The organism is Isoptericola sp. NPDC055881, assembly GCF_053615895.1.
In genome coordinates, this window is record NZ_JBSHCR010000050.1 from 1 (window position 1) to 25,488 (window position 25,488).

21 protein-coding genes are annotated in these 25,488 nt (G+C 73.5%); 6 read left to right on the forward strand and 15 right to left on the reverse strand.

Annotated elements, in window-relative coordinates; all coding sequences use genetic code 11:
- Positions 1-62 precede the first annotated feature (62 nt).
- The gene (locus tag ACWGKI_RS14875) at positions 63-2,189 is read right to left on the reverse strand and encodes a hypothetical protein (protein WP_452187970.1); all 2,127 of its coding nucleotides are present in this window, start codon (positions 2,187-2,189) and stop codon (positions 63-65) included.
- 166 nt (positions 2,190-2,355) lie between these two features.
- Positions 2,356-2,814, reverse strand: a complete 459-nt coding sequence (locus ACWGKI_RS14880) for a MarR family winged helix-turn-helix transcriptional regulator (RefSeq protein ID WP_380240597.1) — start codon at positions 2,812-2,814, stop codon at positions 2,356-2,358.
- Positions 2,815-2,886: 72 nt separating this feature from the next.
- On the opposite strand from ACWGKI_RS14880, the gene ACWGKI_RS14885 reads away from it, so the two are divergent.
- Positions 2,887-3,093 (forward strand): hypothetical protein, encoded by a 207-nt coding sequence (locus ACWGKI_RS14885; RefSeq protein WP_452187973.1) that lies wholly within the window; start codon positions 2,887-2,889, stop codon positions 3,091-3,093.
- Positions 3,094-3,181: 88 nt separating this feature from the next.
- Here ACWGKI_RS14885 and topA read toward each other — a convergent pair whose 3' ends face one another.
- The 9 genes from topA to ACWGKI_RS14930 form a co-directional block, all read right to left on the reverse strand.
- Positions 3,182-5,941 carry a type I DNA topoisomerase gene (gene topA, locus ACWGKI_RS14890; protein ID WP_380240602.1) on the reverse strand — a complete coding sequence of 920 codons (2,760 nt, stop codon included), beginning with the start codon at positions 5,939-5,941 and terminating at the stop codon, positions 3,182-3,184.
- 121 nt (positions 5,942-6,062) lie between these two features.
- Positions 6,063-7,046: a phosphatase PAP2 family protein gene (locus ACWGKI_RS14895; protein ID WP_452187975.1), complete on the reverse strand. Its 984-nt coding sequence runs from the start codon at positions 7,044-7,046 to the stop codon at positions 6,063-6,065.
- A gap of 111 nt (positions 7,047-7,157) precedes the next feature.
- Positions 7,158-8,777, reverse strand: a complete 1,620-nt coding sequence (locus ACWGKI_RS14900) for a hypothetical protein (RefSeq protein ID WP_452187977.1) — start codon at positions 8,775-8,777, stop codon at positions 7,158-7,160.
- 136 nt (positions 8,778-8,913) lie between these two features.
- Positions 8,914-9,939 (reverse strand): ABC transporter ATP-binding protein, encoded by a 1,026-nt coding sequence (locus ACWGKI_RS14905; protein WP_452187978.1) that lies wholly within the window; start codon positions 9,937-9,939, stop codon positions 8,914-8,916.
- Positions 9,936-10,970, reverse strand: coding sequence for an ABC transporter permease (locus tag ACWGKI_RS14910; RefSeq protein ID WP_452187980.1), 1,035 nt, complete (start codon positions 10,968-10,970; stop codon positions 9,936-9,938). The genes ACWGKI_RS14905 and ACWGKI_RS14910 overlap by 4 nt, the downstream gene beginning before the upstream one ends.
- Before the next feature lies 1 nt (position 10,971).
- Positions 10,972-11,952: an ABC transporter permease gene (locus ACWGKI_RS14915; protein WP_380240612.1), complete on the reverse strand. Its 981-nt coding sequence runs from the start codon at positions 11,950-11,952 to the stop codon at positions 10,972-10,974.
- Positions 11,949-13,052 (reverse strand): ABC transporter ATP-binding protein, encoded by a 1,104-nt coding sequence (locus ACWGKI_RS14920; protein ID WP_452187982.1) that lies wholly within the window; start codon positions 13,050-13,052, stop codon positions 11,949-11,951. Before ACWGKI_RS14920 ends, ACWGKI_RS14915 begins: the two co-directional genes overlap by 4 nt.
- Entirely contained in the window at positions 13,052-14,734 is a 1,683-nt protein-coding gene (locus ACWGKI_RS14925) for an ABC transporter substrate-binding protein (protein ID WP_452187984.1), read from the reverse strand. Before ACWGKI_RS14925 ends, ACWGKI_RS14920 begins: the two co-directional genes overlap by 1 nt.
- A gap of 53 nt (positions 14,735-14,787) precedes the next feature.
- On the reverse strand, positions 14,788-17,430 hold the full coding sequence (locus ACWGKI_RS14930; RefSeq protein WP_452187986.1) for a beta-d-glucosidase: 2,643 nt from the start codon (positions 17,428-17,430) through the stop codon (positions 14,788-14,790).
- Between the two features lie 100 nt (positions 17,431-17,530).
- On the opposite strand from ACWGKI_RS14930, the gene ACWGKI_RS14935 reads away from it, so the two are divergent.
- Together ACWGKI_RS14935 and ACWGKI_RS14940 are read left to right on the forward strand one after the other, a co-directional pair.
- Positions 17,531-18,172 (forward strand): TetR/AcrR family transcriptional regulator, encoded by a 642-nt coding sequence (locus ACWGKI_RS14935; protein ID WP_380240620.1) that lies wholly within the window; start codon positions 17,531-17,533, stop codon positions 18,170-18,172.
- 39 nt (positions 18,173-18,211) lie between these two features.
- Entirely contained in the window at positions 18,212-19,624 is a 1,413-nt protein-coding gene (locus tag ACWGKI_RS14940; RefSeq protein WP_452187988.1) for a TrkH family potassium uptake protein, read from the forward strand.
- A gap of 98 nt (positions 19,625-19,722) precedes the next feature.
- Here the strand turns inward: ACWGKI_RS14940 and ACWGKI_RS14945 are convergent, their stop codons facing one another.
- From ACWGKI_RS14945 to ACWGKI_RS14960, 4 genes are all read right to left on the reverse strand, one after another.
- Positions 19,723-20,265 carry a hypothetical protein gene (locus tag ACWGKI_RS14945; RefSeq protein ID WP_452187990.1) on the reverse strand — a complete coding sequence of 181 codons (543 nt, stop codon included), beginning with the start codon at positions 20,263-20,265 and terminating at the stop codon, positions 19,723-19,725.
- 95 nt (positions 20,266-20,360) lie between these two features.
- Positions 20,361-21,983: a DUF7059 domain-containing protein gene (locus ACWGKI_RS14950; protein WP_452187992.1), complete on the reverse strand. Its 1,623-nt coding sequence runs from the start codon at positions 21,981-21,983 to the stop codon at positions 20,361-20,363.
- Entirely contained in the window at positions 21,980-22,564 is a 585-nt protein-coding gene (locus ACWGKI_RS14955) for a hypothetical protein (RefSeq protein WP_452187994.1), read from the reverse strand. The genes ACWGKI_RS14950 and ACWGKI_RS14955 overlap by 4 nt, the downstream gene beginning before the upstream one ends.
- A 74-nt stretch (positions 22,565-22,638) precedes the next feature.
- Positions 22,639-23,175 carry a hypothetical protein gene (locus ACWGKI_RS14960; protein ID WP_452187996.1) on the reverse strand — a complete coding sequence of 179 codons (537 nt, stop codon included), beginning with the start codon at positions 23,173-23,175 and terminating at the stop codon, positions 22,639-22,641.
- A 99-nt stretch (positions 23,176-23,274) separates the two neighbouring features.
- On the opposite strand from ACWGKI_RS14960, the gene ACWGKI_RS14965 reads away from it, so the two are divergent.
- From ACWGKI_RS14965 to ACWGKI_RS14975, 3 genes are read left to right on the forward strand one after another with little or no spacing between them, the layout of a single operon-like run.
- Positions 23,275-23,817, forward strand: coding sequence for a DinB family protein (locus tag ACWGKI_RS14965; RefSeq protein ID WP_452187998.1), 543 nt, complete (start codon positions 23,275-23,277; stop codon positions 23,815-23,817).
- A 54-nt stretch (positions 23,818-23,871) separates the two neighbouring features.
- On the forward strand, positions 23,872-24,765 hold the full coding sequence (locus tag ACWGKI_RS14970; protein ID WP_452187999.1) for a hypothetical protein: 894 nt from the start codon (positions 23,872-23,874) through the stop codon (positions 24,763-24,765).
- Positions 24,762-25,328 (forward strand): DinB family protein, encoded by a 567-nt coding sequence (locus ACWGKI_RS14975; RefSeq protein WP_452188001.1) that lies wholly within the window; start codon positions 24,762-24,764, stop codon positions 25,326-25,328. Before ACWGKI_RS14970 ends, ACWGKI_RS14975 begins: the two co-directional genes overlap by 4 nt.
- Positions 25,329-25,488 lie beyond the last annotated feature (160 nt).

Consider the following 25,488-nt stretch of genomic DNA (forward strand, 5'->3'; position numbering starts at 1 on the left):
GGGCGGGAATCCGGCCTCGGATTCCCGCCCTTTTCGTACCCACAACAGGGCTCTGCCGGGTGCTACTTCTTGTTCTGCACCGTCAGGACGTACCCGGCGTCGAGGAACGTCAGGTCACCGGTCGGCAGGTTGGACACCAGCGTCGCGAAGTCACGCTGCTTGCCGTTGGCGCACTTCGTCGTGAACCCGCCCTGCGAGATCTGGTCGCCCGAGAGCCGGTACACGTAGTTGCCGGCCCCGTCGGTGATCTCGAAGGAGTTCGTCACGCCGGGGGTGAGGTCGCACGTCGCGACCACCTGGAGCGTCCAGTTGTTGTCCTGGACCCCGGTGGTCTCGAACCACTGCCCCTCCTCGGACGACACGGCAGCCGTCGCGCCGTCCACCATCACGTCGTCCACGAACCACCCCGTGTCGAGGTAGGCCGCGTCCGTCGAGTAGCGGAACCGCACGTCCGTCGCACCTGCCGGCAGCTGGGCCGTCAGGTGCACGTACTCCGGCTCGTCCACGAAGTACGCGCCGCCGGACGTCCCGGTCAGGCCGTTGCCCTCCGTGTTGTTGCCGTGCGGGTCGTCGTCGGTCGTGACGACCGCGCCGGAGTCGTCCACGAGCGGCACGGTGACCCACTCGCCGCCCACCTGCGCCTCGACGAAGCCGTAGTCCCAGCCCTCCTCGATGAAGTGCCAGGTCCAGAAGTCCAGGCTGGACACCGCACCGTCGGTGGCGACGTCGAGCACGTTGTCCGACTGGCTCTCGTACCCGCCGTACCAGTGCGTGGCACCGGAGTGCGGCGCGACGGCGGTCGTGTCGTCGCCGTCGAGCCCCACCGTGACGCGCGGCCCGGGGTTGCGGAACCGCTCCACCTGGATCCCGTACGGCACGGCGACCGGCGACTGCCCGTTCTTGCGGCGGTCCCACTTGGCGTTCGGCTGCGCGCCCTGGTTCGACCCACGGCCCTCCCAGAACTGGTCGTCCGCGAGGTTCATCGTCCAGTCCGTGAACGCGGGGTCGCCGAAGTCGACGGCCTTGATGTCGAACACGTCGCTGTCCTCGTCGTCGAGGTACACGGCCACGGCCCAGTCCTGGTAGAGCGTGGCGACGTCGGGCAGGTCACCTCCCGTGGCGGCGTTGAACTCGTCGATCGCCGCCTGCACGCCGTCCATGCCGTCGGCCTGGTTCGCGAAGATCTGCTTGATCAGCAGGTCGCCGCCGGCCCCGTCGTACGTGAGGTCGGGCGTGTAGGTGCCGTCGCCGTTGCCGCCCGCGCGCTCCCACAGGTACTGGAAGAACGTGTACGCCGCGCCGTAGTTCTGCAGGCCCCCGGCCCACCGGGTGAGCGATGTGTCGGCGTAGAACACCTGGTGGTAGGTCAGGTGCGAGCCGCCGACGTCGTACCCGTTGAGGAAGACGGCGAAGTCGGCCAGGCCCTCGTCCACCCAGGACAGCTCGCCCGGGTCGCTGTAGTTGTGCAGCAGGTGCTCCAGCTCGTGGGCCACCACGCCCTCGTAGAGCTCGGCCTGGTCGTTGTCCGGGTCGTCGTCGTTCCACGGCGCGTCCGCGCCGCCGAGCCGGTTCTGCCAGTCGAAGGCGTCGACGACGATGGCGTTCATCCCCACCGAGTCGATGAAGTCCGGGGCGAAGTAGCCGGCCGTGTACGAGTCCTGCTCGCAGTCGTAGTACAGGTCGTCCTGCACGTTGTAGACGACCATCACCAGCGAGTCCGTGGCGGGCTCGTCCGGGTCGGCGGCCTGCATCGGGCCGTAGTGCTCCTCGTCGACGGCGACGATCTGGCTCGACAGCTCGTCGCCGAGGTAGTCGATCTGCGCCTGGGTGAGGGTGAAGTCCTCCGCGGTGAGGTCCCCGCACGGCACGAAGTCGTCGCCGGGGTCGTGGTCGAACGCCGGGTCGAGGCTGTCCACCCCGGTCGGCGCGCTGCCGTCCAGCGGTGTGCCCGCGGGGACGTAGATGTACACGGGCGTGCCGTCGGGGGTCTCCCCCGCGTAGACGCGCTCGAAGTCCTGGTCGTAGGTGCCGCCCGCCGCGCTGTCGTTGATCGGCAGCGTGATGGTGTCGTCCCCGGGCAGGTTGTCCGGGTCGGCCGCCGCGGTCGCGGGCAGGGTCGTGGCGGCGGTCAGGAGCAGCGCACCCGCGCCGCTCAGGAGGATGGTGGCTCTGCGTCGTCCACGGAGCATGCGTGGTTCCCTCCGGCGTGGCCCGCGCGGCCGGGTTCCGGCGCGGCGGACCGGGTGGTGGAGGCACCGGCGGCCAGAGGCCGCGCGGTGCGGCCGCACGTCCTTGTGCGGTCCTCGCTCATGAAACCACCGTCGCCCCGTGCCTGCGGAGCGGTTGCCCCAGGCCTCAGGCGGGCACGCCCTGCGCCGCGGCGACCACCCGGTTCGCGACGTCGCGCACCTGCTCCAGCTCCGTGAGGCTCAGCCCGCTGGCCGCGACCACGGCCGCGGGCACCTTCTCCGCCTCGGCGCGCAGGTCGCGGCCTGCCGGGGTGAGGTGCAGCTCGACGACGCGCGCGTCGCCGCTGGCCCGGCGCCGCTCCAGGAGGCCCTGCCGCTCCAGGCGCTTGAGCAGCGGCGAGAGCGTCCCGGGGTCGAGGAGGAGACGCGCGGACAGCCCGGTGACGGTCGTCGTGGCGCCCGCCCGCTCGTCCTGCCACAGCCCGAGCATCACGAGGTACTGGGGGTGCGTGAGGCCCATCGGCTCCAGGATGGGCCGGTAGATCGAGACCATCGCGCGCGCCGCCGCCGAGAGCGAGAAGCACACCTGGGCCTCGAGGCGGAGGGGGTCGGCGGGCATCTGCATGCGCCCAGCCTACGATCCGGCCTATAGTTGGTGCACCAACAGTTGGCCCACCAAGTGTTTGCGAGGAGCGGCATGGCACGGCGCGAGAACGACGACCGGACCTGGGGCATGAAGGTCACCGAGCTCTTCCTGCCGTTCTTCGGGCCGGCCTCGATCCGCAAGACCCCACCCATCCCCCCGACGGCGGAGGACATCGCCCGGGACACCCGGCTGCGAAGCACGCTCGAGCGGGTCACCCGTCCTGACGGGCACGTCTACCTCGTCGAGCGCCGGGACTGACACCCACCCCACCGTGTTGTGAGCGGAAGATTGGCCCTGTTTCGCGTCGAAACAGGGCCAATCTCCCGCTCACAACGTCCGGGCCGGGCTACTTCTTGGCGGCGGGCTTCTTCGCGGCAGGCTTCTTGGCCGCCGTCTTCGTCGTGGTGGTGCGGCGCTTCTTCGCCGGGCCGGCCGCGCGCTTCTCCGCCAGCAGCTCGATCGCCCGCTCGGGCGTGATGCTCTCGGGCGTGAGGTCGCGCGGCAGGGTCCGGTTGGTCTCGCCGTCGGTGACGTACGCGCCGAATCGGCCGTCCTTCACGACGATCGGCTTGCCGGTGGTCGGGTCGTCGCCCAGCTCGCGCAGCGGCGGCGTGGCAGCCCGTGCACCACGGCCCCGCTTGGGCTCGGCGTAGATCTTCAGCGCCTCGTCCAGCGTGATCGTGAAGAGCTGGTCCTCCGACGCGATGGTCCGCGAGTCGGTGCCCTTCTTCAGGTACGGCCCGTAGCGCCCGTTCTGCGCGGTGATCTCGTCGCCCGACTCGGGGTCGGTACCCACCACGCGCGGCAGCGACAGCAGCTTCAGCGCGTCGTCGAGCGTCACCGTCTCCAGCGACATGTCCTTGAACAGCGACGCCGTGCGCGGCTTCGGCTGCGCGGCCTTCGCCTTCTTCTGCGCGGCCGCGGACAGGCTCGGGTCGATCTCGGGCAGGTCGAGCACCTCGGTGACGAACGGCCCGTACCGCCCCGACTTGGCGATGATCTGGTGGCCCGACTCCGGGTCGACGCCGAGCTGCTTGCCGTCGTCGGCGCCCGCGGCCAGCAGCTCGCGCGCCGCCGCGACCGTGAGCTCGTCCGGGGCCACGTCCTCCGGGATCGACGCGCGCGGCGGGTTCTGGCCCTCCGCCACCTCGGCGCCGAGGTCCTCGACGTACGGGCCGTAGCGGCCCACGCGGACCCGGATGCCCTCGCCGATCTCCACCGAGTTGACCGCCACCGGGTCGATCTCGCCCAGGTTCTCGACCAGCTCGTGCAGGCCCCAGCCCGTGCTCTCGCCCGAGCCGTCGCCGAAGTAGAACCGGTTCAGCCAGGCCACGCGGTCCCGGCTGCCCGAGGCGATCTGGTCGAGGTCGGCCTCCATCTCGGCCGTGAAGTCGTAGTCCACGAGCCAGCGGAAGTGCTCCTCCAGCAGCTTCACGACCGCGAACGCGAGCCACGTCGGCACCAGGGCCTGACCCTTGGTGCGCACGTAGCCGCGGTCCTGGACGGTCGAGATCGTCGCGGCATAGGTCGACGGCCGGCCGATGCCCAGCTCCTCCAGCGCCTTCACGAGCGAGGCCTCGGTGTAGCGGGCGGGGGGCGTGGTCGAGTGGCCCTCGGCGGCGAGGTCGTCGCCGCGCAGCGCGTCGCCCTCGGCCATGCGGGGCAGGCGCGTCTCCTTGGCCGACGCGGCACCGCCCTGCTCGCCCTCGGCGACGTCCGTGCTCTCCTCGTACGCGGCGAGGAAGCCGCGGAAGGTGATGACCGTGCCCGACGCCGAGAACACGGCGTCCCGCCCCGCGAGCTCGCCCGCGGCGTCCCCGAGGCGCGCGGCGACGCGCACCGAGGCCGTCGACCCCTTGGCGTCCGCCATCTGCGAGGCGACGGTGCGCTTCCAGATCAGCTCGTACAGCTTGAACTGGTCGCCGGAGATCTCTCGCGCCACCTGGGCCGGGGTGCGGAACGAGTCCCCGGCGGGGCGGATGGCCTCGTGCGCCTCCTGCGCGCCCTTGTTCTTCGGCGCGTACAGGCGCGGCGCGCCCGGCACGTACTCGGGGCCGTACAGCTCGGCGGCCTGCCGCCGGGCGGCGTCCGTCGCCTCGGAGGACAGCGACGGCGAGTCGGTCCGCATGTAGGTGATGTAGCCGTTCTCGTACAGCGCCTGCGCGGTGCGCATCGCCTGCCGCGCGCTCATGCGCAGCTTGCGACCCGCCTCCTGCTGCATGGTCGAGGTGGTGAACGGCGCGGCCGGCTTGCGGGAGTACGGCTTGGTCTCCAGCGAGCGGACGGCGAACGCGGCGTCGGCCAGGCCCGCGACGACGGCGTTCGCCGACGCCTCGTCGAGCTGCACCACGCCCGTGCGGACCTTGAGGCGGCCGCGGTCGTCGAAGTCGCGGCCGGAAGCGACGCGCTCGGCCCCGAGGCCGGTGAGCCGGGCACGGAACGCCTGGCCGGCGTCGTCCCCGTCGGTGGGTGCGAACTGCCCGGAGACGTCCCAGTAGTCGGCGGCGACGAAGGCCATCCGCTCACGCTCGCGCTCCACGACGAGCCGTGTCGCGACCGACTGCACCCGGCCTGCCGACAGCCCCTGGCGCACCTTGCGCCACAGCACCGGCGACACCTCGTAGCCGTACAGGCGGTCGAGGATGCGGCGGGTCTCCTGCGCGTCGACGAGGTCCTCGTCGAGCTCGCGGGTGTTCTGCAGCGCCCGCAGGATCGCCTCCCGGGTGATCTCGTGGAAGACCATCCGCTTGACCGGGACCTTGGGCTTGAGCTCCTGGATGAGGTGCCACGCGATGGCCTCGCCCTCGCGGTCCTCATCGGTCGCGAGGTAGAGCTCGTCGGCCTCCTTGAGGGCCTTCTTCAGCTCACGGACCTTCTGCTTCTTGTCCGCGTGCACCTCGTAGTACGGGTCGAACCCGTTGTCGACGTCGACGGCGAACTTGCCGTACGGGCCCTTCTTCATCTCCGTGGGCAGGTCCCGCGGCTGGGGCAGGTCACGGATGTGCCCGACGCTCGCCTCGACCTCGAAGTCGTCGCCGAGGTAGCCCTGGATCTTGCGAGCCTTCGTGGGCGACTCGACGATCACGAGCTTGCGTGGCTGGGGCATCCGTTCCTGCTTTCCCTGTTGCTGCGGCGGTGCGGGCGGCGACGCGGACGGCCGGCCGACCGGTCATGTCACGGTACGACATCCGCTCGTCACTTCCCCGACACGGGCGCCGGGCGGCACTCTACCGAGACGTGCGGCGAGGCTGCGCGGTGAGCTGGCGCAGCACGAGGAGCGCGGCGAACGCCGCGGCGGTCACGGCGAGGGCCCCGAGGGCACCCGCCGCGTACGCGGTGAGGTCGGGCGAGAGGGGCACCGGGTCGCCGCTGCGGACCAGGCCGACGAGCGTCGCTCCCGACACCATGGCCCCGGCCAGCGACGCGAGCAGCAGCAGGCCGGCGACGACGTACGACCCGGGCGCGGCGTACGACGCGCCCTCACGGCGCAGCTCGTCCGTGGACGACCCCGGCGTGAGGGCGCACACCAGCGCGCCCCAGGCGAGCACGACCAGGACCGCGGCGACGACGTCCGACGGGCGGTGCCACTGACCGACCAGCGTCGAGACGCCCGTCGCCCCCGTGTACGCGGCGCCGAGCAGCGCGACGACGGGGCGCCACGCGCGCGGGGTCACGAGCAGGAGCGCGACGGAGACCGACGCGGCGACCGTCGTGTGACCGCTGGGGAGCGTGTTGGGCCCCGTCCAGCCGTCCAGCAGCTCGGGCCGGTCGAGGACGCCGTGCTTGAGCACCTGCGTGGTGATGTTGGCACCTGCGACGAGCACCACGACCTGCAGCGCGAGCACCCAGCGCTTGCGCAGGACGGCGACCAGCACCGCGACCCCGACGCCCGCGACGACGAACGCCACGGACACGACGTCGAGCACCGGCTCCGCGACCTGCCACAGCCGGCCCTGGCCGTGCGTGGCCCCGAGGAACGCGAGCTCGTCCACCCGCTGCCCGGCCGCCGTGCCGACGAAGAACCGCCACACGAGCCAGACCCCGACGACGGCGAGCAGGGCGACCACGCCGGCCACGACGCGTGGGGCGGTGCGGGTCTGCGGCCGGGGCTGCTCGCCGCGCCACGCACCGACGCGCAGGATCGGCGCGCCGACGCCCGCCGTCCCCTCCGAGGGGGTCGGCGGCGGCAGCGGGCGCGTCGCGGTCAGCACGGTGTCACGCTACCTACTCGGTGTGACGAAAACGTACGCACGCCGTGGGGACCTCTCCCCGCTCCCGCACAGGCCGGCGCGACCGCCGCGCGGGCGGTGGCGTCATGGCCGCTAGGGGGCGTAGTGCCTCAGCGTGATGGTGTTGGAGAAGACAGACCGGACGTTGTGGTTCGCGGGGATGAACTGGACCTTCACGTAGGTCTTCCCCGAGCTCACGTTCGAGATCCCCAGGACATGACCGGGCACGCGGATCCGCCGCTGCCCGTCCTTCACCGTCCACGACCAGTTGATCCAGCAGCCGCTCCACTGCGTGTGGAGGTCGTGCGGGTCGCGCGACCAGACGCACAGCTTGCCCCGCTCCGGCAGGCCCGGCGTCCGGACTGTGACCGTCCCACCCACCGAGCGCGTCGACCAGTCGTTCGGCAGCGACGTGCGATCCATGCGGAAGGTGACGCGCGGTCGCGCCTGGGCGACCCTCTGGTACCAGACGCGCTCCGCCCTCGCGAACGTCGACGGCCCGACATACTTGACCACCATGCGGTGCTTCCCCGCGGAGGCACGCGTCGCCGGGACGTACAGGGACGCCTTCCCACGCGCGAGCGTGGCGGAACGCACCTTGTGGCCGTTCCACCACAGCTCGACCCGGCCGGTCGGCGTCGCGCCCGGCGACGACACCGCCACCGACACGCGGCGCGCCTTCCCATAGGTCCACGTCTTCGAGGTGGACACGGCGACGGACGTGGCCCTGGGACGGACGACGACCGCATACGTCCGGTCCGTCTGCCCGTACTCCCACGAGCCGTTGAACGTCACGACCATGCGCGCCTCGCCGAACGGGAGCCTGCTCGCCGGGAAACGCAGGGTCGCCCGCCCGTCCACCACGACGGCCGAGGCCAGGGTCTGAGTCTCGTCGCGCGTGACGAACACGCGTCCTTCGGGCGTCCCGAGCGGCGAAGTGACGCGGACCGGCACGACGACGTCCGACCCGTAACGCACCGCGGCCGGCCCCGAGACGGTCACGGTGACCGGCTTGCTCTTCGTGTCGACCGAGAACATCCAGGTCGCCACGAGGGACCCGGATGTCGTCGTGTGGCGGAGGTGCAGGTTCGCGCCGCCGCCCACCTCCGTGCCGTCGAGGGCGAACGTGCCTACCCCGTCGACCACCGGCACCGACCGCTCGACACCTCTGTCGAGGACGGCGGTCACGATGCCGTCCTGCGGCTGGTCCGTGCCGGTGAGGTCGAAGCGGAGCTCGTGCGCGTCGCCGTAGTACCAGGACGTCGCATCGAGGACCGGGCTCGCGGGCTCGGTGACCTCGAACGCGATCTCGTCGGCCGAGTGGTAGGGCCACTCCCGGGTCACCGGGTCGACGGACGCCGACGAGTCGACGTGCCGCACGGCGATGGCATGGTGGCCCGGCCCGAGGTAGACGCTGGGGACGACGATCGTGGCCTGACCGTCCGACAGGGGCACGCGCCTCAGGAACCCGGTCACGCCGTCCTCCAGCCACTGGACGTACCCGGTGCCCGGCACGCCGTCACGCGTCACGCTCACGTCGAGGGTGACGTCCTGTCCCACCCACCAGTGGTCCTCGGTCGTCGTGATGACGGTGGCGTCCTCCGAGGACGTGGTGACGGTGGGGTCGTCGACGACGTCGTCGGCCACCGCCGGCGGGACCACCAGTCCGGTCGAGACCAGGGCCAGGGCCAGCAACGCCCCGACAGCCGCCATCCGTCGCCGTGCACCTGCGCCCACGCGCACACCACCCCTCGTCGATATTGCGTGCAACATAGCGGCTGGTCAGCCACCGATCCAGGCCCGCCGAGGCGACCCCGCCGCCGGGGCGCGCGGCCCCGAGCGGGACGGGTCAGCGGGCGAGCGCCTCCGGCATGCCGGCGCCGACGAGAGCCGGGTCGTGCAGGTGACAGGCCACCCGACGGGCCTCCCCCGTGCGAGGCGGACCGAGCACCGGCCGCACGTCCCTGCACACGTCCATCGCGTGCGGGCAGCGCGGGGCGAACGGACAGCCCGCGCCGAGCTGCTGCAGGTCCGGTGGTGCGCCCGGGATGCCGGTCAGCTCGCGGCGCGGCCCGTGCAACGGGGGGAACGAGCCCAGCAGCCCGGCGGAGTAGGGGTGCCGCGGCCGCCGGTAGACCTCCTGCGCGGTGGCCTCCTCGACGATCTCCCCCGCGTACATGATCGCGATGCGGTCGGCGACCTCCACCAGCAGGGACACGTCGTGCGTGATGAGCACGACGGAGAACCCGAGCCGGTCGCGCAGCTCCATGATCTGCTCGAGGATCTGGCGCTGCATGACGACGTCCAGCGCCGTGGTCGGCTCGTCCATGAGGAGCACCTGCGGCTCGAGGGCGAGCGCCATCGCGATCATCACGCGCTGCCGCATGCCGCCGGAGAGCTGGTGCGGGTACGCCCGGAGACGGTCCGCGGAGATGCCGACCATCTCCAGCAGCTCTGCCGCGCGCGCCTCCAGGTCCCGCGCGGACAGCCCCGGGCGGTGGGCGCGGATACCGTCGGTGAGCTGACGCCCGATCCGGAACACCGGGTTCAGGGAGCTCATCGCGCCCTGGAACACGATGGCGACGTCGCGCCAGCGCGCGGCCCGCAGCTGCGCGTCCGTGAGGCCGAGGACGTCGCTGCGGCGCCCGTCGCGGTCGGTGAGCCACACCTCCCCGCCGGTGATGAGGCCGGGCGGAGGCAGCAGCCGCGTCGCGGCGTACGCGAGGGTCGACTTGCCGCAGCCCGACTCCCCCGCCAGCCCCAGCACCTCGCCGCGGTGCAGCGTCAGGTCGACGCCGCGCAGCACGTGCGTGGGGTCCTCGCCGAAGCCGTAGTCCACGCGCAGGTCGCGGATCTCCAGCACGGGCTCGCTCATCGGTCCTCCCGGGAGGTCGGGGTGGGGGCGGCGGCCGGGCGTGCGGCCCGGACCACCGGGGTGAAGCCGACGCGCGGGCGGATGCCGCGCCGGCGCAGGGTGCGGGCGTGCATGCCGGTGCTGCGCAGGCGCGGGTTCACCAGCTCGTCGATGCCGAAGTTGATCAGCGTGAGCGCCATGCCGAGCAGCGCGATGCACAGCCCGGCGGGGACGAACCACCACCACGCGCCGCGCTGCAGCGCCAGGTTGTTCTGCGCCCAGAACAGGATGGTGCCCCAGTTCCACTCGCTCACCGGCGTGATGCCGATGAAGGCGAGCGTCACCTGGCTCAGGACCGCGAACGTCACCGTGCCCACGAAGCCGGCCGCGATGATCGCGGTGAGGTTGGGCAGCACCTCGGCCAGCACGATCCGCCAGGTGCGCTCGCCGCTGGCGCGCGCGGCCTCGACGAAGTCGCGCTTGCGCAGGGAGAGGGTCTGGGCGCGCAGCACCCGGGCTCCCCACGCCCACCCGGTGGCGCCGATGACGAGCGCCACCGTGAGGCCGCCGGCGCCGGGCAGCTGGGCAGCGATGATGATGATGAGCGGCAGCTGCGGGATGACGAGGAAGACGTTCGACAGCGCCGAGAGGCCCTCGTCGCCCAGGCCCCCCACGAAGCCGGCGGTGACGCCGACGACCACGCCGAGCGCCGTGGCGCTGAGCCCTGCGACGAGCCCGACGACGAGCACGCCGCGGGTGCCGACGATGATCTGCGACAGGATGTCCCGCCCCGTGTGGTCAGTGCCCAGCCAGTGCGCGCCGGACGGCGGCTGCAGCAGGGCGGTGCTCACCTGGTTCGGGTCGTAGGGCGCGATCCACGGGCCGACGACCGCGAGGATCCCGAAGAAGACGAGGATCACGATGCCGGCCAGCGCCTTGGAGTTGCGCAGGAACAGCAGCCGGGGGCGCCGCCCGGGGCGCGAGACTCCGGGGCCGGCGTCGTCCGCCCCGGTCGGGGCCGCGACCTCGATCGCGGTGGTTCCGGTGGCCATGTCAGCCCTCCTGCCGGGTGCGGGGGTCGAGTGCCGCGTACGCCAGGTCGGCCACGAGGTTGGCGACCAGCACGGACAGCGTGATGACGAGGAAGCAGCCCTGCATCAGCGGGTAGTCGTGGGTGGAGACCGCCTGGTAGAGCGTGTAGCCGATGCCCTGGTAGCTGAACACCATCTCCATCACGAGCGTGCCGCCCACGACGAAACCGAGGGCGAGCGCGAAGCTCGACACCTGCGGCAGGACGGCGTTGCGTGCGGCGTACCCGACGACGACCGCCCGGGACGGCAGCCCCTTGGCGTGCGCCACGGTGACGAAGTCCTCGCTGGAGACGGTGACCATCATGTTGCGCATCCCGAGGATCCAGCCGGAGACCGACGACACGACGATGGTCAGGGCGGGCAGGGTGCCGTAGTAGATCACCGAGCCGACGAAGTCCCAGCTGAGCGACGGGACCATGCCGCGGTCGTAGCTGCCGTTGGACGGGAACCAGCCCAGGTTCACCGCGAAGACGGCGATGGCGATGAGGCCCAGCCAGAAGTACGGCACGGCCGAGAAGAACGTGGTGATCGGCAGCAGGGAGTCGGCCCAGGTGCCGCGGCGCCAGCCGATCCCGGTGCCCACGGCGGTGCCGAGGAAGAACGCGATGATCGTGGCGATGCCGACCAGCCCCACGGTCCAGGGCAGAGCCTGCACGACGATCTCGGACACGGGGGTCGGGAAGTGCGTGAAGCTCAGCCCGAGGTCGCCGTGCAGCAGCATCTGCCAGTAGTGCACGTACTGGTCCCACAGCGACATGTCCTGGTCGAGACCGAACAGCACCCGCAGCGACTCCTCCGCGTTGGAGTCGATGCGGCCCTGCATCCGCCCCATGAGGGCGGTGACCGGGTCGCCCGGCAGGAGGCGGGGCACGAAGAAGTTGATCGTGATCGCGGCCCAGGCGGTGAACAGGTAGAACAGCGCGCGGCGCAGCACGAACCTCATGCGTCCACCCCCGTCGTCGTCAGCGCCGGGGCGTCGTCCCGGTCGGAGTACCCCCAGCAGGCGGCCTGCCGCGGCTCGCCCGCCGGGCCGAGGCCGACGTCGAGCAGGGGCGGCGCCTCGGAGCGGCACAGGTCGGTGGCGAACGGGCAGCGCGGGTGGAAACGGCACCCGCTCGGCGGGGAGACGAGGCTGGGCGGCTCGCCGCGCGCGGCGCCCGCGGGCCGCTCGGCCAGGTCCTCGGGGTCGGGCGCGGACGCCAGGAGGAGCCGCGTGTAGGGGTGCTTCGGGTCCTGGGTGACCGACTCGCTGTCCCCCGACTCGACGATCCGCCCGGCGTACATGACGAGGGTGGTGTCGGCGAAGTACCGCGCCGACGCGATGTCGTGCGTGATGTAGAGGATCGCCAGGTGCAGGCGGTCGCGCAGGTCGGCGAGCAGGTTGAGGATCCCGAGCCGGATGGACACGTCGAGCATCGAGATGGGCTCGTCGGCCAGCAGCACCTCGGGGTCCGCGGCGAGCGCCCGCGCGATGGCGATGCGCTGCCGCTGCCCGCCGGAGAGCTCGTGCGGGTACTTGTCCACGTACCGTGCGGCGGGCGTGAGGTGCACGCGCTCGAGCAGCTCGCCGAGCGCGCGCTCCAGCTCCGGACCGCGCAGCCGGCCGCGGTGGATCCGCAGCGCGCGCGTGAGCGTGTACCGCACGGGGTGCACGGGGTTCAGGGACGCGAACGGGTCCTGGAAGATCATCTGGACGCGGTGGACGTAGCGCCGGAACGCGCGCCGCCCGCGGGCCTGCGCGTCCTCGCCGCCGAGCAGCAGCCGCCCGGCGGTGAGGGGCTGCAGCTGGGCGAGCAGCCGCGCCACGGTCGACTTGCCGGAGCCGGACTCGCCGACGAGGGCGACGACGCGGCCGCGGTGCAGCGTGAGGTCGACGCCGTCGACGGCGTGCACGACGGCGCCGCGGCGGGTGCCGCGACCGCCCTTGATGGGGTAGTGCTTCGTGATCCCGGCGGCGTCCAGCACGGGCGCCCCGGGATCGGGCTGGGGGGTCTCCCCCGGGGCGCCGGCGGGCGCCCCGGGGGAGGTGGTCTGCACGGGCATCAGGACGCGGGCTCCAGGTTCATGACGATCTGGGCGGCCTGGACCCCCGTCGGCTGCGGCTGGTTGTACGGGTCGTCCTCGGACGGCCAGCCCGTGTAGTTCAGCGAGGAGTACTGCGCGGTGGCGGGGCGCGACCAGATCGGGATGGCCGGGACCTGCTCGACGTACACCTTCTGGATGGTCTCCATCGCGGCGGCGCGGGTCGCGTCGTCGGTTGCCGCCGCGTAGTCGGCGAACGCCTTCGTGGCGTCGTCGTCCTGGAAGCGGCCGAAGTTCCACGTCGCGGCCTCGCCGAGCTTCTTGTACTGCGCGCCGTCGAACTGGTCGGCGTACATGTCCCACGGCGTCGCGCCGCCGTCGGTCCAGTGCAGGGTGGCCTGGAAGTCGCCCGGCGGGATGACGTCGGCGAACCAGCCATCCTGGTTGACGGGGTTGACGGTGGCGTCGACGCCGAGCTTGGCGGCGGCGTTCTTGATGAGGTCGAGCGCGGTGAGGTAGTCGTTCCAGCCCGCCGGGTTGGTGAGCTCGAAGGTGACCTTCTCGCCGTCGGGGTCGACGAGCTTGTCGCCCTCCCAGGTGTAGCCGGCGTCGGTGAGCAGCGCCTTGGCGCCGTCGACGTCGACGGCCAGGTCGGTGTCCGCGTAGGCGTCGGTGAGGAACTCCTCGCCGGCGGGCAGCGGCAGGCCGGTGGCGTTGGTCAGGGGCGGGTTGACGCCGGACGTCGCGACGTCCACGAGCTCCTGGCGGTCGATCACCATGTTGAGCGCCTTGCGGAACGCGACGTCGTCGAACGGCTTCTTCTCGGTGTTGAGGAAGAGGGCGTCGATGCCGAGGCCCGCGGCGGCGTACTGGTGGTAGTGCTCCGGGTCCTGCGCGATGTAGACGTTCTCGTAGTCGGCGATGAACGTCCAGCCCCACTGGGCCTCGCCGGTGGTGAGCGCCGTGGTGAGCGCGTTGTTGTCGTTGTACGACGAGTACCGGATCTCCGGGACCTTGGGCTGGCCGCCCCAGTAGTCGTCGCGGGCGACGACGGTCGCCGCCTGCGGCGTCCACGACTTCAGCGTGTACGGCCCGGTGCCGACCGGCTCGGTGTTGGTGTAGGTCGTCGGGTCCTTGACGTCTTTCCACAGGTGCTCGGGCACCATGAGCAGGTCGTACAGCTTGGACTGGTTGACGTACTGCGGCGCGGTGAACGACACGGTCACGGTGGACCCGTCGGTCTCGACCTTGTCGTACGGCAGGGCGGCGGCGTTGAGGCCGTCGTTGTCGATGCGCAGCTGGATGGAGAACGCGACGTCCTTCGCGGTGAAGTCCTCGCCGTCGGACCACGTCACGCCCGACCGGGGCGTGATGACGGCCTGCGTGTAGTCCTTGTTCCACTCGATCTTCTCGGCCAGCCAGGGCTTCGGCTCCTCGGACGGCTTGGCCTGGTTGCGCATCATGAGGGGCTCGTAGATGACGAACGCGTAGCCGAGCGAGAGCGCGGACGAGCCGGTGGCGAACGGCGACTGGTTCTCCGTCTGCACGCCGTTGGGCATGCCGACCGTCAGGGTCTCGGTGCCGACCCCGTCCGCCGAGGCGGACGGGCCGCCGTCGCCGGTGCCGCCGCCGCCACAGGCTGCGGCCAGCAGGGCGACGACCGCCGAGCTCACGACCGCGGTGCTGAGCTTGCGGATTCTCACGGTGTGCCTCCTTGCACGTGCCCCGCCGACGGCGGGGCGGTTGGGGTGGGTGGTCAGTGCTGGCTGTCGGGCTCGGCGTGGGGACCGGTACGAGGGCCGGTGCCGGGATCGACCACGAGGTCGACGTCGAGCCGCGGGTCGCGCACCGACCGGCTCACGACGAGCCGGTAGGTGCCGGGCGGGGTGGTCCAGCCGCCGGCGGCGGCGTCCCACGTCTGGAGGGCGCGGCGGGGCACGCGCACGTCGGTGGTGGCGCGCTCGCCGGGTGCGGCGTCGGCGACGGCGAAGCCGCCGAGCCAGCGCACGGGGCGGGCCGGGTCGGTCGCGGTGGTGCCGGCGGGCGGCACGACGTAGACCTGCACGACCTCGCGGCCCGGGCGGTCGCCCGTGTTGCGCACGGTCACGCGCACGACGACGTCGTCGGCGGCGCCGCCGGGCAGCACGGCCGCGGACTCGTGCTCCCAGGTGGTCCAGCCGAGGCCGTGCCCGAGCGGGGCGGCGGGCGCGGGCCCTCCGGCCGTGTCGAGCCGGCGCTCCCAGGCGCGGTAGCCGACGTCGAGCCCCTCGGCGTAGTCGACGACGCCGTCGACGGGGACGGCGTCCGGGACGGGGACGTCATCGGCCCGTGCGGGCAGCGTCCACGGCAGGCGCCCGGACGGCTCGGTGATCCCGGTGAGCACGTCGGCGAGCCCGGTGCCGGCCTCCTGGCCGGGGAGCCACGCCCACAGGACGGCCGGGGCGTCGTCGTACCAGGGCAGCAGCACGGGCGCGCCGGCGTTGACGACCACCACGGTGCGCGGGTTGGCGGCGAGGACACGTCGCACCAGCTCGTCCTGGGTGCCGGGCAGCGCCAGGTCGGCGCGGTCGTAGCCCTCGGACTCGACCTCCGGCGTGGTGCCCACGACGACCACGGCGACGTCCGCCGCGCGGGCGGCGTCGGCGGCCGCCGCGAGCTCGTCGTCGGCGGACGGGCCGGGCAGCCGGTGCACCAGCGCGCCGCGCACGAACCGGTCGTAGCCCACCGGGTGCACCACCTGCAGGTCCGCTTGGAGCAGGGCGCCGTCCTCGCCGCCCGCGACGTCGACGGTCGCCGCGACGGGGTGGTTGTGCGCGGAGGCGAGGATGACGTCCTCGCGCGCCAGCGCGTCGCCGGCGGAGGCGAGGCGCCCGTCCACGAGGACCCGGTGGACACCGACGGTCCCCACCCCGAGCTCGTGCGTGCCCGGCTCGTCCGTGCGCACCCGCGCGGTGAGGCGCAGCGTCACGTCGTCGGGGCCGACGTCGGCGCACCAGCCGTCCCACGTCGTGCGGGTCTCGGTGCGGCGCACCGTCCCCTCGGCGTCCAGCAGCTCCACCCGCAGCCCGGGGGCGCCGGTGACCGGGTCGGTGCAGCGTGCCAGGTCCAGCGCGGGCGGGTTGCGCAGCACCCGGGACCCGGCGACCACGTCCACGACGGAGCCCGCCGGCAAGGCGTCGCGCAGCGCGTCCGCCGGGTAGGTGAGGCGGTCGGGCACGACGAACGACGAGCCCCCGCCCTGGAAGAACGGCTCGACGGCGTGCGCGCCGAGCAGCGCGACGCGCACGGGGCCGGCCCCGCCGGCCGCCGGGTCGACCAGCGGCACCAGCCCGGCGTCGTCCTTGAGCACGACGACGGAGCGCGCGACGAGCTCGCGCAGCAGCGGCACCGCGTCCACGGGGGCGTGGTCCGCGGGCTGCGCGTCGTCGCCGGGCAGCCGGAGCCGGCCCACCCGGTGCGCGAGGCGCAGGACGCGGCGGACCTTGTCTTCGAGGTCGGCGGGGTCGACGGCTCCGGAGCGCACCGCGTCCAGCAGCCCGTCGCCCCACGGGCCGTCCGGCCCGGGCATCTGCAGGTCGAGGCCGCCGCGGACGGCGGGGGCCACCGACTGCGTGGCCACCCAGTCGCTCACGACCAGCCCGTCGAAACCCCACTCCTCCTTGAGCACGCCGGTGAGCAGCGGACGGTGCTCGAGGGCGGGCGCCGCCACGCGGCCGTCGTCGACGCCGCTGTACGCGCCCATGACGCTCCAGGCGCCGGCCCGCACGAGCCGCTCGAAGGGCGCGAGGTAGACCTCGCGCAGGGCGCGCTCGTCCACGCGGGCGACGTAGCGGGTGCGATCGGTCTCGGAGTCGTTGGCCACGTAGTGCTTGACGCACATGCCGACCCCGCGCTCCTGCGCGGCGGTCACCAGGGCCACGGCGACCTCGGCGGTGAGGTGCGGGTCCTCGGAGTAGCACTCGAAGTGCCGCCCGCCCACGGGCGTGCGTTGCAGGTTCACCTGGGGCGCCAGGACCATGTCCACCCCGTGCCGACGGGCCTCCGCCGCGAACAGCGCACCCGCGCGGCGGGCGAGCGTGACGTCCCACGTCGCCGCGAGCGCCGACGGCGCGGGCAGCATCGCGGAGGTGCCGCCGTGGTGGGGGTCGCGGACGCCGACGGGGCCGTCGGACATGACGACGGGCTCGAGGCCGAGACGCTCGACCGGGGTGGTGGTCCACAGGGAGGCGCCGACGACGAGGGCGACCTTCTCCTCGAGGTCCAGGCGGTCGACCAGCGCGTCGATCGTCGCTGCCGACGGCTCGGGGGTCGAGGTGTCGCCGCGTCGCGCGCCGGCGCCGCTGGGGGCGACGACCCGCGCGGCGGCGTCGGTGCTGGTGGTGGCGGTCTGCGATGACACGCGGTGGTACTCCCTCGTCCCGGTCGGCGTCGACTGGCGCCAGTGAACCACAGTTACTGACAGGTAAGTAAGTAGAGCAAGGTCACAGTATGGTGACGCCATGGCAGACGGCAGCGCGCCCCGGCGGACCCGCCCCTCGAAGGCCGAGCGGCGCGAGGAGATCCTCGGCGCGGCGACGCGCGTGTTCGGCTCGAAGGGCTACCACGCGGGCTCGCTCGTGGACGTGGCCGAGCAGGTGGGTATCACCCACGCCGGGGTGCTGCACCACTTCGGCAGCAAGGACAAGCTGCTCTGGGCGGTGCTCGAGTACCGCGACCGCGTGGACGTGGAGCACCTCGAGGGCAAGCACATCCCCGGCGGCCTCGACCTGTTCCGTCACCTCATGACCACGGCGCGGATCAACACCGACCGGCGCGGCATCGTGCAGGCCTACTCCGTGCTGACCGGCGAGTCCGTGACCGACGGCCACCCCGCTGCGGCCTGGGTGACCGAGCGGTTCGCGGTGCTGCGCGGCGAGATCACCCGGGCCCTGCTGCAGGTGGCGCGGGAGCGGGGCGTCGAGCTGGACGAGGCCCGCGCGCGGCGGGCCGCCAGCGCCGTCATCGGCGTCATGGACGGGTTGCAGGTGCAGTGGCTGCTCGCGCCGGACGCGGTCGACCTCGCCGAGGAGACCGCCTTCGCGATCGAGGCGATCCTCGCGGCCGCGCTCGCCGCCCCCGGCGGGCGCCCCGTCGTCGACTGACGCGCGGCATCGCCCCGGGCGGTGCCACACTGGGCGGTCGTGCGCACGATCCCGTGGCACCGACCCCTGTCGGTGTCCGCCTCCCCCGCCAGCCTCCGCCGCCGCCCGGCCCAGGTGGTCACCCTCGCGTTCCTCGCCACGATCGGCGCCGGGACCGCCCTGCTGAGCCTCCCCGTCAGCGCGACGGGTCGCAGCGCCGGGTTCGTCGAGGCCCTGTTCACCGCGACGTCCGCGACCTGCGTGACGGGCCTCGCCGTCGTCGACACCGAGCATTTCTGGACGCCGTTCGGGCAGGTCGTGATCCTGCTGCTCATCCAGGTGGGCGGCTTCGGCGTCATGACGCTCGCCTCCCTGCTCGGCCTGCTCCTGACGCGGCACCTCGGGCTGAGCACCCGGCTCGTGGCCACCGAGTCCACGCGTTCCGTCGGGATGGGCGACGTGCGGCGGGTGCTCCTCGGCGTGCTGCGGTTCACCGTCGTCAGCGAGCTCGTCGTGGGCACCGTCCTGGCGGCCAGGTTCGCCACCGCCTACGACGAGCCCCTCGGGCACGCGGTCTGGTCGGGGCTGTTCCACGCCGTGTCAGCCTTCAACAACGCCGGGTTCTCGATCTACAGCGAGAACCTCATGCCGTTCGTGGCCGACCCGTGGGTGTGCCTGCCGATCTGTGCCGCGATCATCGTGGGCGGTCTCGGCTTCCCGGTGCTCCTGGAGCTGTGGCGGCTGCACCGCACCCGCCGCACGCACGACGGGCCGACGGACCTGCGGCGCCTGTCGCGCTGGAGCGTGCACACCCGCCTCACGCTGCTGATGACGGCGGTGCTGCTCGTGGTGGGCACCGGGTTCTTCCTCGCCGCGGAGTGGGGCAACCCTGGCACGTTCGGCCCGCTCGACCCCGCCGCGAAGGTGCTGGCGGCGTTCACGCAGGCGGTCATGCCCCGCACCGCCGGCTTCAACTCGGTGGACCTGTCGCAGGCCAACAACGGCACCTGGTTCTTCACCGACATGCTGATGTTCGTCGGTGCCGGGTCGGGCGGCACGGCGGGCGGCATCAAGGTCACGACCTTCGCCGTCCTCGCCGTCGCCATCTGGTCCGAGCTGCGGGGCGACCCCGACGCCACCCTCTTCGACCGCCGGCTCGCGCCCGGCACGCAGCGGCAGGCCCTCGCCGTGGCGCTCATCGGGGTGGCGGCCGTCGTCCTGCCGACCCTGGCCATCACGCTGTCCACCAGCAGCTTCACGCTCGACCAGGTCCTCTACGAGGTGGTGTCCGCCTTCAGCACCACGGGCCTGTCGACGGGGATCACCGCGGACATGCAGGCCTGGCACCAGCTGGTCCTCGTGGCCCTGATGTTCCTGGGCCGGCTCGGACCCATCACGCTCGGCACCGGCCTCGCGATGCGCGACCGGCAGCGGCTGTACCGGCGCCCCCGGGCCGCCGTCGTCATCGGCTGACGGTCATCGGCTGACACCCGGGCGGGCGCGCTCCGCTCCGCGAGGCTCTCAGCCCCGCGGAGCGGTCGGCGCCGCCCGGTGGTCGGCCCTGCCGGTGGTCAGCAGTGCGCGCCGGCGTAGGTGGCGACGGACTGGGCTGCGTCCTGGAAGTCCGAGCCGGTCATCGCGGTCATCGCGTCGTTGACCTGGGACAGCGCGTCGGCGTCCGTCGGGTCCTGCACCGCGGCGCCGATGCCGTCGGTCGCGGTGCGGAACGACGTCGTGAGGGTCGCCCAGTCGTCGGCGATCTCGGCGGGCGGCTCGCTGACGTCCTCGAGCGTGGTCGTGAGGTCCTCGAGCTTGTCGAGCGTGGGCTGCAGGTCGGACGGGTCGACGTCGCTCATGGCGGACGAGGCGTCCGTGAGGGCGGCGAACGCCGAGCAGACGTCGCCGTCGCCGGCCGCCGCCTCCTCCTGCGGGGCCTCCTCCTGCGGGGTCTCCTCGGTGGCGCCCTCCGGGGTCGCCTGCTCCCCGGCGGTGGCGCTGCCGCCGTCGTCCGCGGAGCCTTCGTCGCCCCCACCGCTGCACGCGGCGAGGCCGAGGGCGATCAGGGCGCTGGCAGCCACGGCGGTGGCACGGGTCATGGTCTGTCGGTTGCGCATGGACCCATGGTGACGGACCCGCGCCGCCCGCGGGTACCCCGCGCGTGGGGAGAGCTCCCCACCGGCCCGTCCCCGGGCCGCAGGGCGCGGACGGTTCAGCCGGCCGGGCGCAGGAAGCCGTCGCGCACCAGGCCGCGGACGGCGGGCAGCAGCTCGGCCCGCAGGTCGTCCACGGGGACGTCGAGCAGCGCCCCCAGCGCGCCGACGATCTGACCGACGGCGAGCTCGCCGTCGCACACCCCGACGAACGCCGCGAGGCCCGTCGACGCGTGCACGCCACGCCCCAGCCCGTCGCCCTGGCGGACCACGACGACGTTCGGGTCGGCCTGGCCGGGCGTGTGGAACCGCTCCTCGGAGACGTCGTCCGCGACCACGAGGTGCGCCTGCGCGAGCGCGGCGTCGTCGCGTGCGGCGAGCCAGTCGTGCGCCGCCAGCGAGGCCGCGACGTGCGCGCCGAGGGGCTGGTGCACCGAGCCGGTGTGCTCCTCCAGGCGACGTAGCGTCGGGCGCCCGCCGTCGACGGGCCGGCGCAGCGTGACGATGCCGAACCCGACGGCCTCGACGTCACGGCCGGCGAAGTCGTCCAGCCACGCCCCGTACGCGGCCGCCCAGGCGGCCGGTTCGCGCTCGGCCGTCGTGCCGCCGTCGCGGATCCACGTCTCGGCGTACTCGGCCGGGTCGAGCACCTCGCGCTGGATCACCCAGCCGTCCAGGCCGGAGGCGTCGAGCCACTCGCCCACCCGCTCGGACCACGGCTCGCCGCGACGGTGCTCCCAGTTGCCCAGCAGCTGCGCCACACCGCCCGGGGCGAGCACCTGCCCGACGTCCCGCACGAGGTCACGCACCAGGTCGTCGCCAGACCGGCCCCCGTCGCGGTACTCGTAGTCGCCCAGCGCCGCGGCCACCGCCCGGCCGGCCGCGCCCGCGTGCGGCGTGATGACGAACGGCGGGTTCGACACGACGAGGTCGAACCGGTCGCCGGCCACCGGCTCCAGCATCGAGCCGTGCCGCAGCTCGACCGCCGCGGCCGGGCCCGCCGTCGGCGCGTTGAGCGCGAGGTTGAACCCCGCGAAGCCGAGGGCGCGGCGCGAGAGGTCCGTGCCGACCACCGCGCGGGCGTGGCGCGCGGCGTGCAGGGCCTGGATGCCGCAGCCCGTGCCGAGGTCGAGCACCCGACCGACCGGCGTCCGGGCCGTGACCTGCGCCAGCGTCGTGGACGCCCCGCCGGCGCCGAGCACGTGGTCCGTCGCGAGGCGGCCGCCCGTGGCGAGCTCGGCGAGGTCGCTCGAGAGCCACCACGACGCCTCGCCCGCGGCGTCGACGGCGGCGTACGGGCGCAGGTCGACGACGGCGCGCACGGCGTCGTCGTCGCCCTCGCCGGCAGCGGTCACGAGACCGAGACGCACGGCTCCCGAGGTCCCGAGGCCGGGCAGCGCGCGGTCCAGCTCGCCGCGCGACACGTCGTCGCCGAGCAGGAACAGCCGGGCGAGGGCGGCCCGCGGCGCACGGGCGAGCGTCACCGACCGCGCGAGGGCGCGCCGGGCCGGCACCGTCTGCTCGCGGTGCAGCGCCGCCGACGCGACCTCGCCGAGCGCCTCCTCGACGCCGTCCACCGTGTAGCCGGCGGACTCGAGGTCGGCCCGCAGGGCGCCCACCAGCGGGGCGGCGTCCTCTGTCGCGCCGGGCACAGGGGTCGAGGCGCCCGCGGCCGCGCTCATCGGGCGCCGCACGACGTCGAGAGGTACTGCGTGATGTCCTTCGCGGCCGAGGTCGCCTCCGCGGTGTCGTCCGCGGTGATCGCGCCGGCCATCGCGGAGCTCACCGCGTTCGCGTCGTCCTCGTCGACGTCCTCGAACGCCGACACCGCGCTGCCCAGGTAGTCGGCCATGGTGCCCCACGCCGTCGCGACGTCCTCGGTCGGCTCCGCCTTCTCCATCGCACGGTCCGCCGTCCGGAAGCTCTGCACCAGCGCGCGCGGGTGGTCGGGGCTGAGGTCGACGAGCGCACGGTTCGTGGTCGACCAGGCCTGCTGCAGCGCGGTGCACCGTTCGGCGTCGACCGCCGCCGCGTCGTCCTTCGCGCCGCCCGTCGGGCTCGGGGACGTGCGAGCCGACCCCGACCCCTCGCCCTCCATGCCCATGCTCAGGTCGGCGGGGATCGACACCGCCGGGGCCGGGGCCGCAGCGGGCTCCGATCCGTCGCCGCCCGCCTGCCCGCACGCCGCCAGCGCGGCGCCGGTCACGAGCATCCCCGCGACGACGATCGAGAGCTGACGTGGCTGGAGGCGGGCGCGGCGCATCCACCTATGGTGAACCACCGTCGGCGCGCGCGGAAATTCCCGCGGCCCCGCGCCGTCAGGCCCGCTGCCCGGGGTCAGCCGGCGCCCTCGTCCGCCGTCCCCGCCCCGCAGTCGTCCTTGAGGAACGTCGTGATGCGGTCGGAGGCCTGCGTCATCGCGTCCGTGTCCAGCGTCGCGATCGCCGAGGCCACCGCCGCCGCCACGTCGTCCTCGTCGGCGCTCTCGACGGCGTCCGCGACCGTCCCGACGTAGCTCGTCACGGTCCGCCAGTCGGCCGCGACGGCGTCCGGGGGGCGCACGTCCGCGAGCGCGTCGCGCGCGCCCACGAACCCGTGCCGCAGCGACTCCGGGTCGTCCACCGTCATCCCGACCTGCAGGCTCGCCGACCGCGACCACGCGGCCTGCACCACGCCGCAGGCGTCGGCGGGACCGTCGGGCAGCGCGTCGTCGCCGGACCCCGGCACGAGGCCCGTCGCGAACCCGGCACCCAGCCCGGCGAGCAGCGCCACGGCGCCGGCGGCCGCGAGCGTCGAGCGCCGGCGCCACGGGCCCGGCACCGGTCGCGACCAGGCGCGCGGCAGCCCGCGCGCTCGTGTCCGGCTGGCCTTCATGGTCGCGAAGGGTACCGCTGGAGGCCGCCCGGGCGGTATGTCGCACCAGGTGGGAGGGCGCCGCTTGACCGGCGGCTGGCGTTCGGCCAGATTACGCGCGTGACCTCTACCACGCCCGGCCTCTGGGTGCATCCCGAGAATGATCCTCGAGCGACAGGCGTCGACCCTGTCGGCGAGAAGGAGACGCTCTGGGAGTACCTCTGCCGGTACCGCATGACGCTGGTCATGAAGTGCGAGGGTCTCGACGCGGGCCAGCTCGCGCGCCGCTCCGTCCCGCCGTCGTCCCTGTCGCTGCTCGGCCTGGTGCGGCACCTCGCGAACGTCGAGCACCACTGGTTCCGCCGCGTGCTGCAGGGCGCCCCCGACCGGGGCCCGTTCGAGCTCCCGGGCTACCCCGACGTCGACTTCGACGGCGCCCTCCCCGACGCCACCTGCGTCGACGAGGCCTGGGACGCCTGGCACCGCGCCGTCGAGGTGGCCGACGACTGGTTCGCCGGCGAGGACATGAGCCGCGAGGTGCCGTACGACGGCGGCACCGTCGAGGCGCGCGACGTGCTGCTCCACGTGCTGGAGGAGTACGCCCGCCACATGGGCCACGTCGACCTGCTGCGCGAGTGCATCGACGGGCGCACGGGCCTCTAGCCAGGACCGCGCGGTGCCGGGCCGTCGCGCCGTCGGGCCGCGTAGCGTGCCACCATGCGGAGCTTCCTCAGCGGCGTCCTCGTCGCGCTGACCGTCCTGGCGGCGATGGTGACCGTCCCGGCCCGGTACGTGGAGGGCACGCTCCTCGACACCGACGCCTACGTGGCCGCGACCGCGCCGCTGGCGGACGACGTCACCACGCAGGACGCCGTCGCCGAGGCGCTGACCGACACCGTGGCCGGCGGGATCGACTCGGGCCTCCTCGCCGGGGCGCTGCGACCCGTCATCGGTGAGGTGGCCGACGTCTTCGTGCGGTCGGACGCGTTCGCGCCCGCGTGGGAGGAGGCGAGCCGGCAGGGGCACGCCGCCACGGTGGCGGTGCTGCGCGACGACAGCGACGTGGTCGACGCCGCCGACGGCGTGGTGACGCTGCCGCTTGACCCGTTCCTGGAGTCCGTCGGCCAGGCGCTGCGCGACCGCGGCCTCCCCGTCCCGGAGGGCTTCGCGACGACGGGCGCGGACGTCGTCCTCTACTCCTCGGACGACCTGTCGACCGCGCAGTCCGCGGTCGCCACGCTCGACCGGTGGACGCCGTGGGCGCTGCCGGTGACCGTCCTCCTCGCCGTGCTGGCCGCCGTCGTCGCCCGTCCGCGCCGCCATTTGCGGACGCTCGCCGTCACGGGCGGCCTGGTCGCCGCGGCGATGCTGCTGCTCCTGGTCCTGCTCCCGGAGGCGGCGCAGACGGTGGTCGCGGGGCTGGACGTGAGCTCGTCGGGCCGCGAGGCGGTGGACGACATCGTCGACGCGCTCCTCGTGCCGCTGCGGAGCCAGCTGTGGTGGGCGTGCGGGATCGCGGCGGCCGTGTGCGTCGGCTCGGCCGTCACCGCCGGCGTGCTGCGGAGAAATCGCTTGCCCCGGCCCGCGCCCGACGGTCGGATGAGCGCATGAGCGACACCACGCAGAGGCAGTCCCCCGACATGTGGGTGGACCCCGAGGAGGACCCCCGCGAGCAGTGGGCGCACCCGGTGGGCGAGCTGGAGACCCACTGGTCCTACCTCAAGATGTACCGGCACACGATCGCCATGAAGTGCGACGGGCTCGACGCCGAACAGCTCGCCCGTCGCGCCGTGCCGCCGTCCACCCTGTCGCTGCTCGGCCTGGTGCGACACCTGGCGAAGGTCGAGCACGCGTGGTTCCGCCGCGTCCTGCAGGGCGAGGCCCACCTGCCGTCGCTGTACGACTGCGACGAGGTCCCGGACACCGACTTCGACGGCGTCGTCGCCGACCCCGCCGTCGTCGACGAGGCGTGGACCACCTGGCGGCGCGAGACGGCGCACGCCGACGCCTGGCTCGCCACCCAGACCGACGCCGACATGGGCCGCACCGTCGAGCGCCGGGGCGAGCTGCTGCCCGTCCGTGACGTCCTGGAGCACCTGGTGGAGGAGTACGCCCGCCACACAGGCCACGCCGACCTCCTGCGCGAGTGCATCGACGGCCGCACCGGCCAGTAGCCACCCGCCGAGGTAGTCCAGAGCACCGCGAGGTAGTTCCAAGCACCGCGAGGTAGTCGAAAAGCCCGCGAGGTAGTCAAAGAAACCGCGAGGTAGTCGAGGAACCCGCGAGGTAGCCAACTACCTCGCGGTTTCTTCGACTACCTCGCGGTCCGGTGAA

Excerpts from the sequence above, each read along its gene's own strand:
- ACWGKI_RS14875 (WP_452187970.1), bottom strand. The coding sequence starts at position 2,189 with ATGCTCCGTGGACGACGCAGAGCCACCATCCTCCTGAGCGGCGCGGGT.
- ACWGKI_RS14880 (WP_380240597.1), bottom strand. The coding sequence starts at position 2,814 with ATGCAGATGCCCGCCGACCCCCTCCGCCTCGAGGCCCAGGTGTGCTTC.
- ACWGKI_RS14885 (WP_452187973.1), top strand. The coding sequence starts at position 2,887 with ATGGCACGGCGCGAGAACGACGACCGGACCTGGGGCATGAAGGTCACC.
- topA (WP_380240602.1), bottom strand. The coding sequence starts at position 5,941 with ATGCCCCAGCCACGCAAGCTCGTGATCGTCGAGTCGCCCACGAAGGCT.
- ACWGKI_RS14900 (WP_452187977.1), bottom strand. The coding sequence starts at position 8,777 with ATGGCGGCTGTCGGGGCGTTGCTGGCCCTGGCCCTGGTCTCGACCGGA.
- ACWGKI_RS14905 (WP_452187978.1), bottom strand. The coding sequence starts at position 9,939 with ATGAGCGAGCCCGTGCTGGAGATCCGCGACCTGCGCGTGGACTACGGC.
- ACWGKI_RS14910 (WP_452187980.1), bottom strand. The coding sequence starts at position 10,970 with ATGGCCACCGGAACCACCGCGATCGAGGTCGCGGCCCCGACCGGGGCG.
- ACWGKI_RS14915 (WP_380240612.1), bottom strand. The coding sequence starts at position 11,952 with ATGAGGTTCGTGCTGCGCCGCGCGCTGTTCTACCTGTTCACCGCCTGG.
- ACWGKI_RS14920 (WP_452187982.1), bottom strand. The coding sequence starts at position 13,052 with ATGCCCGTGCAGACCACCTCCCCCGGGGCGCCCGCCGGCGCCCCGGGG.
- ACWGKI_RS14935 (WP_380240620.1), top strand. The coding sequence starts at position 17,531 with ATGGCAGACGGCAGCGCGCCCCGGCGGACCCGCCCCTCGAAGGCCGAG.
- ACWGKI_RS14945 (WP_452187990.1), bottom strand. The coding sequence starts at position 20,265 with ATGCGCAACCGACAGACCATGACCCGTGCCACCGCCGTGGCTGCCAGC.
- ACWGKI_RS14950 (WP_452187992.1), bottom strand. The coding sequence starts at position 21,983 with ATGAGCGCGGCCGCGGGCGCCTCGACCCCTGTGCCCGGCGCGACAGAG.
- ACWGKI_RS14955 (WP_452187994.1), bottom strand. The coding sequence starts at position 22,564 with ATGCGCCGCGCCCGCCTCCAGCCACGTCAGCTCTCGATCGTCGTCGCG.
- ACWGKI_RS14960 (WP_452187996.1), bottom strand. The coding sequence starts at position 23,175 with ATGAAGGCCAGCCGGACACGAGCGCGCGGGCTGCCGCGCGCCTGGTCG.
- ACWGKI_RS14970 (WP_452187999.1), top strand. The coding sequence starts at position 23,872 with ATGCGGAGCTTCCTCAGCGGCGTCCTCGTCGCGCTGACCGTCCTGGCG.
- ACWGKI_RS14975 (WP_452188001.1), top strand. The coding sequence starts at position 24,762 with ATGAGCGACACCACGCAGAGGCAGTCCCCCGACATGTGGGTGGACCCC.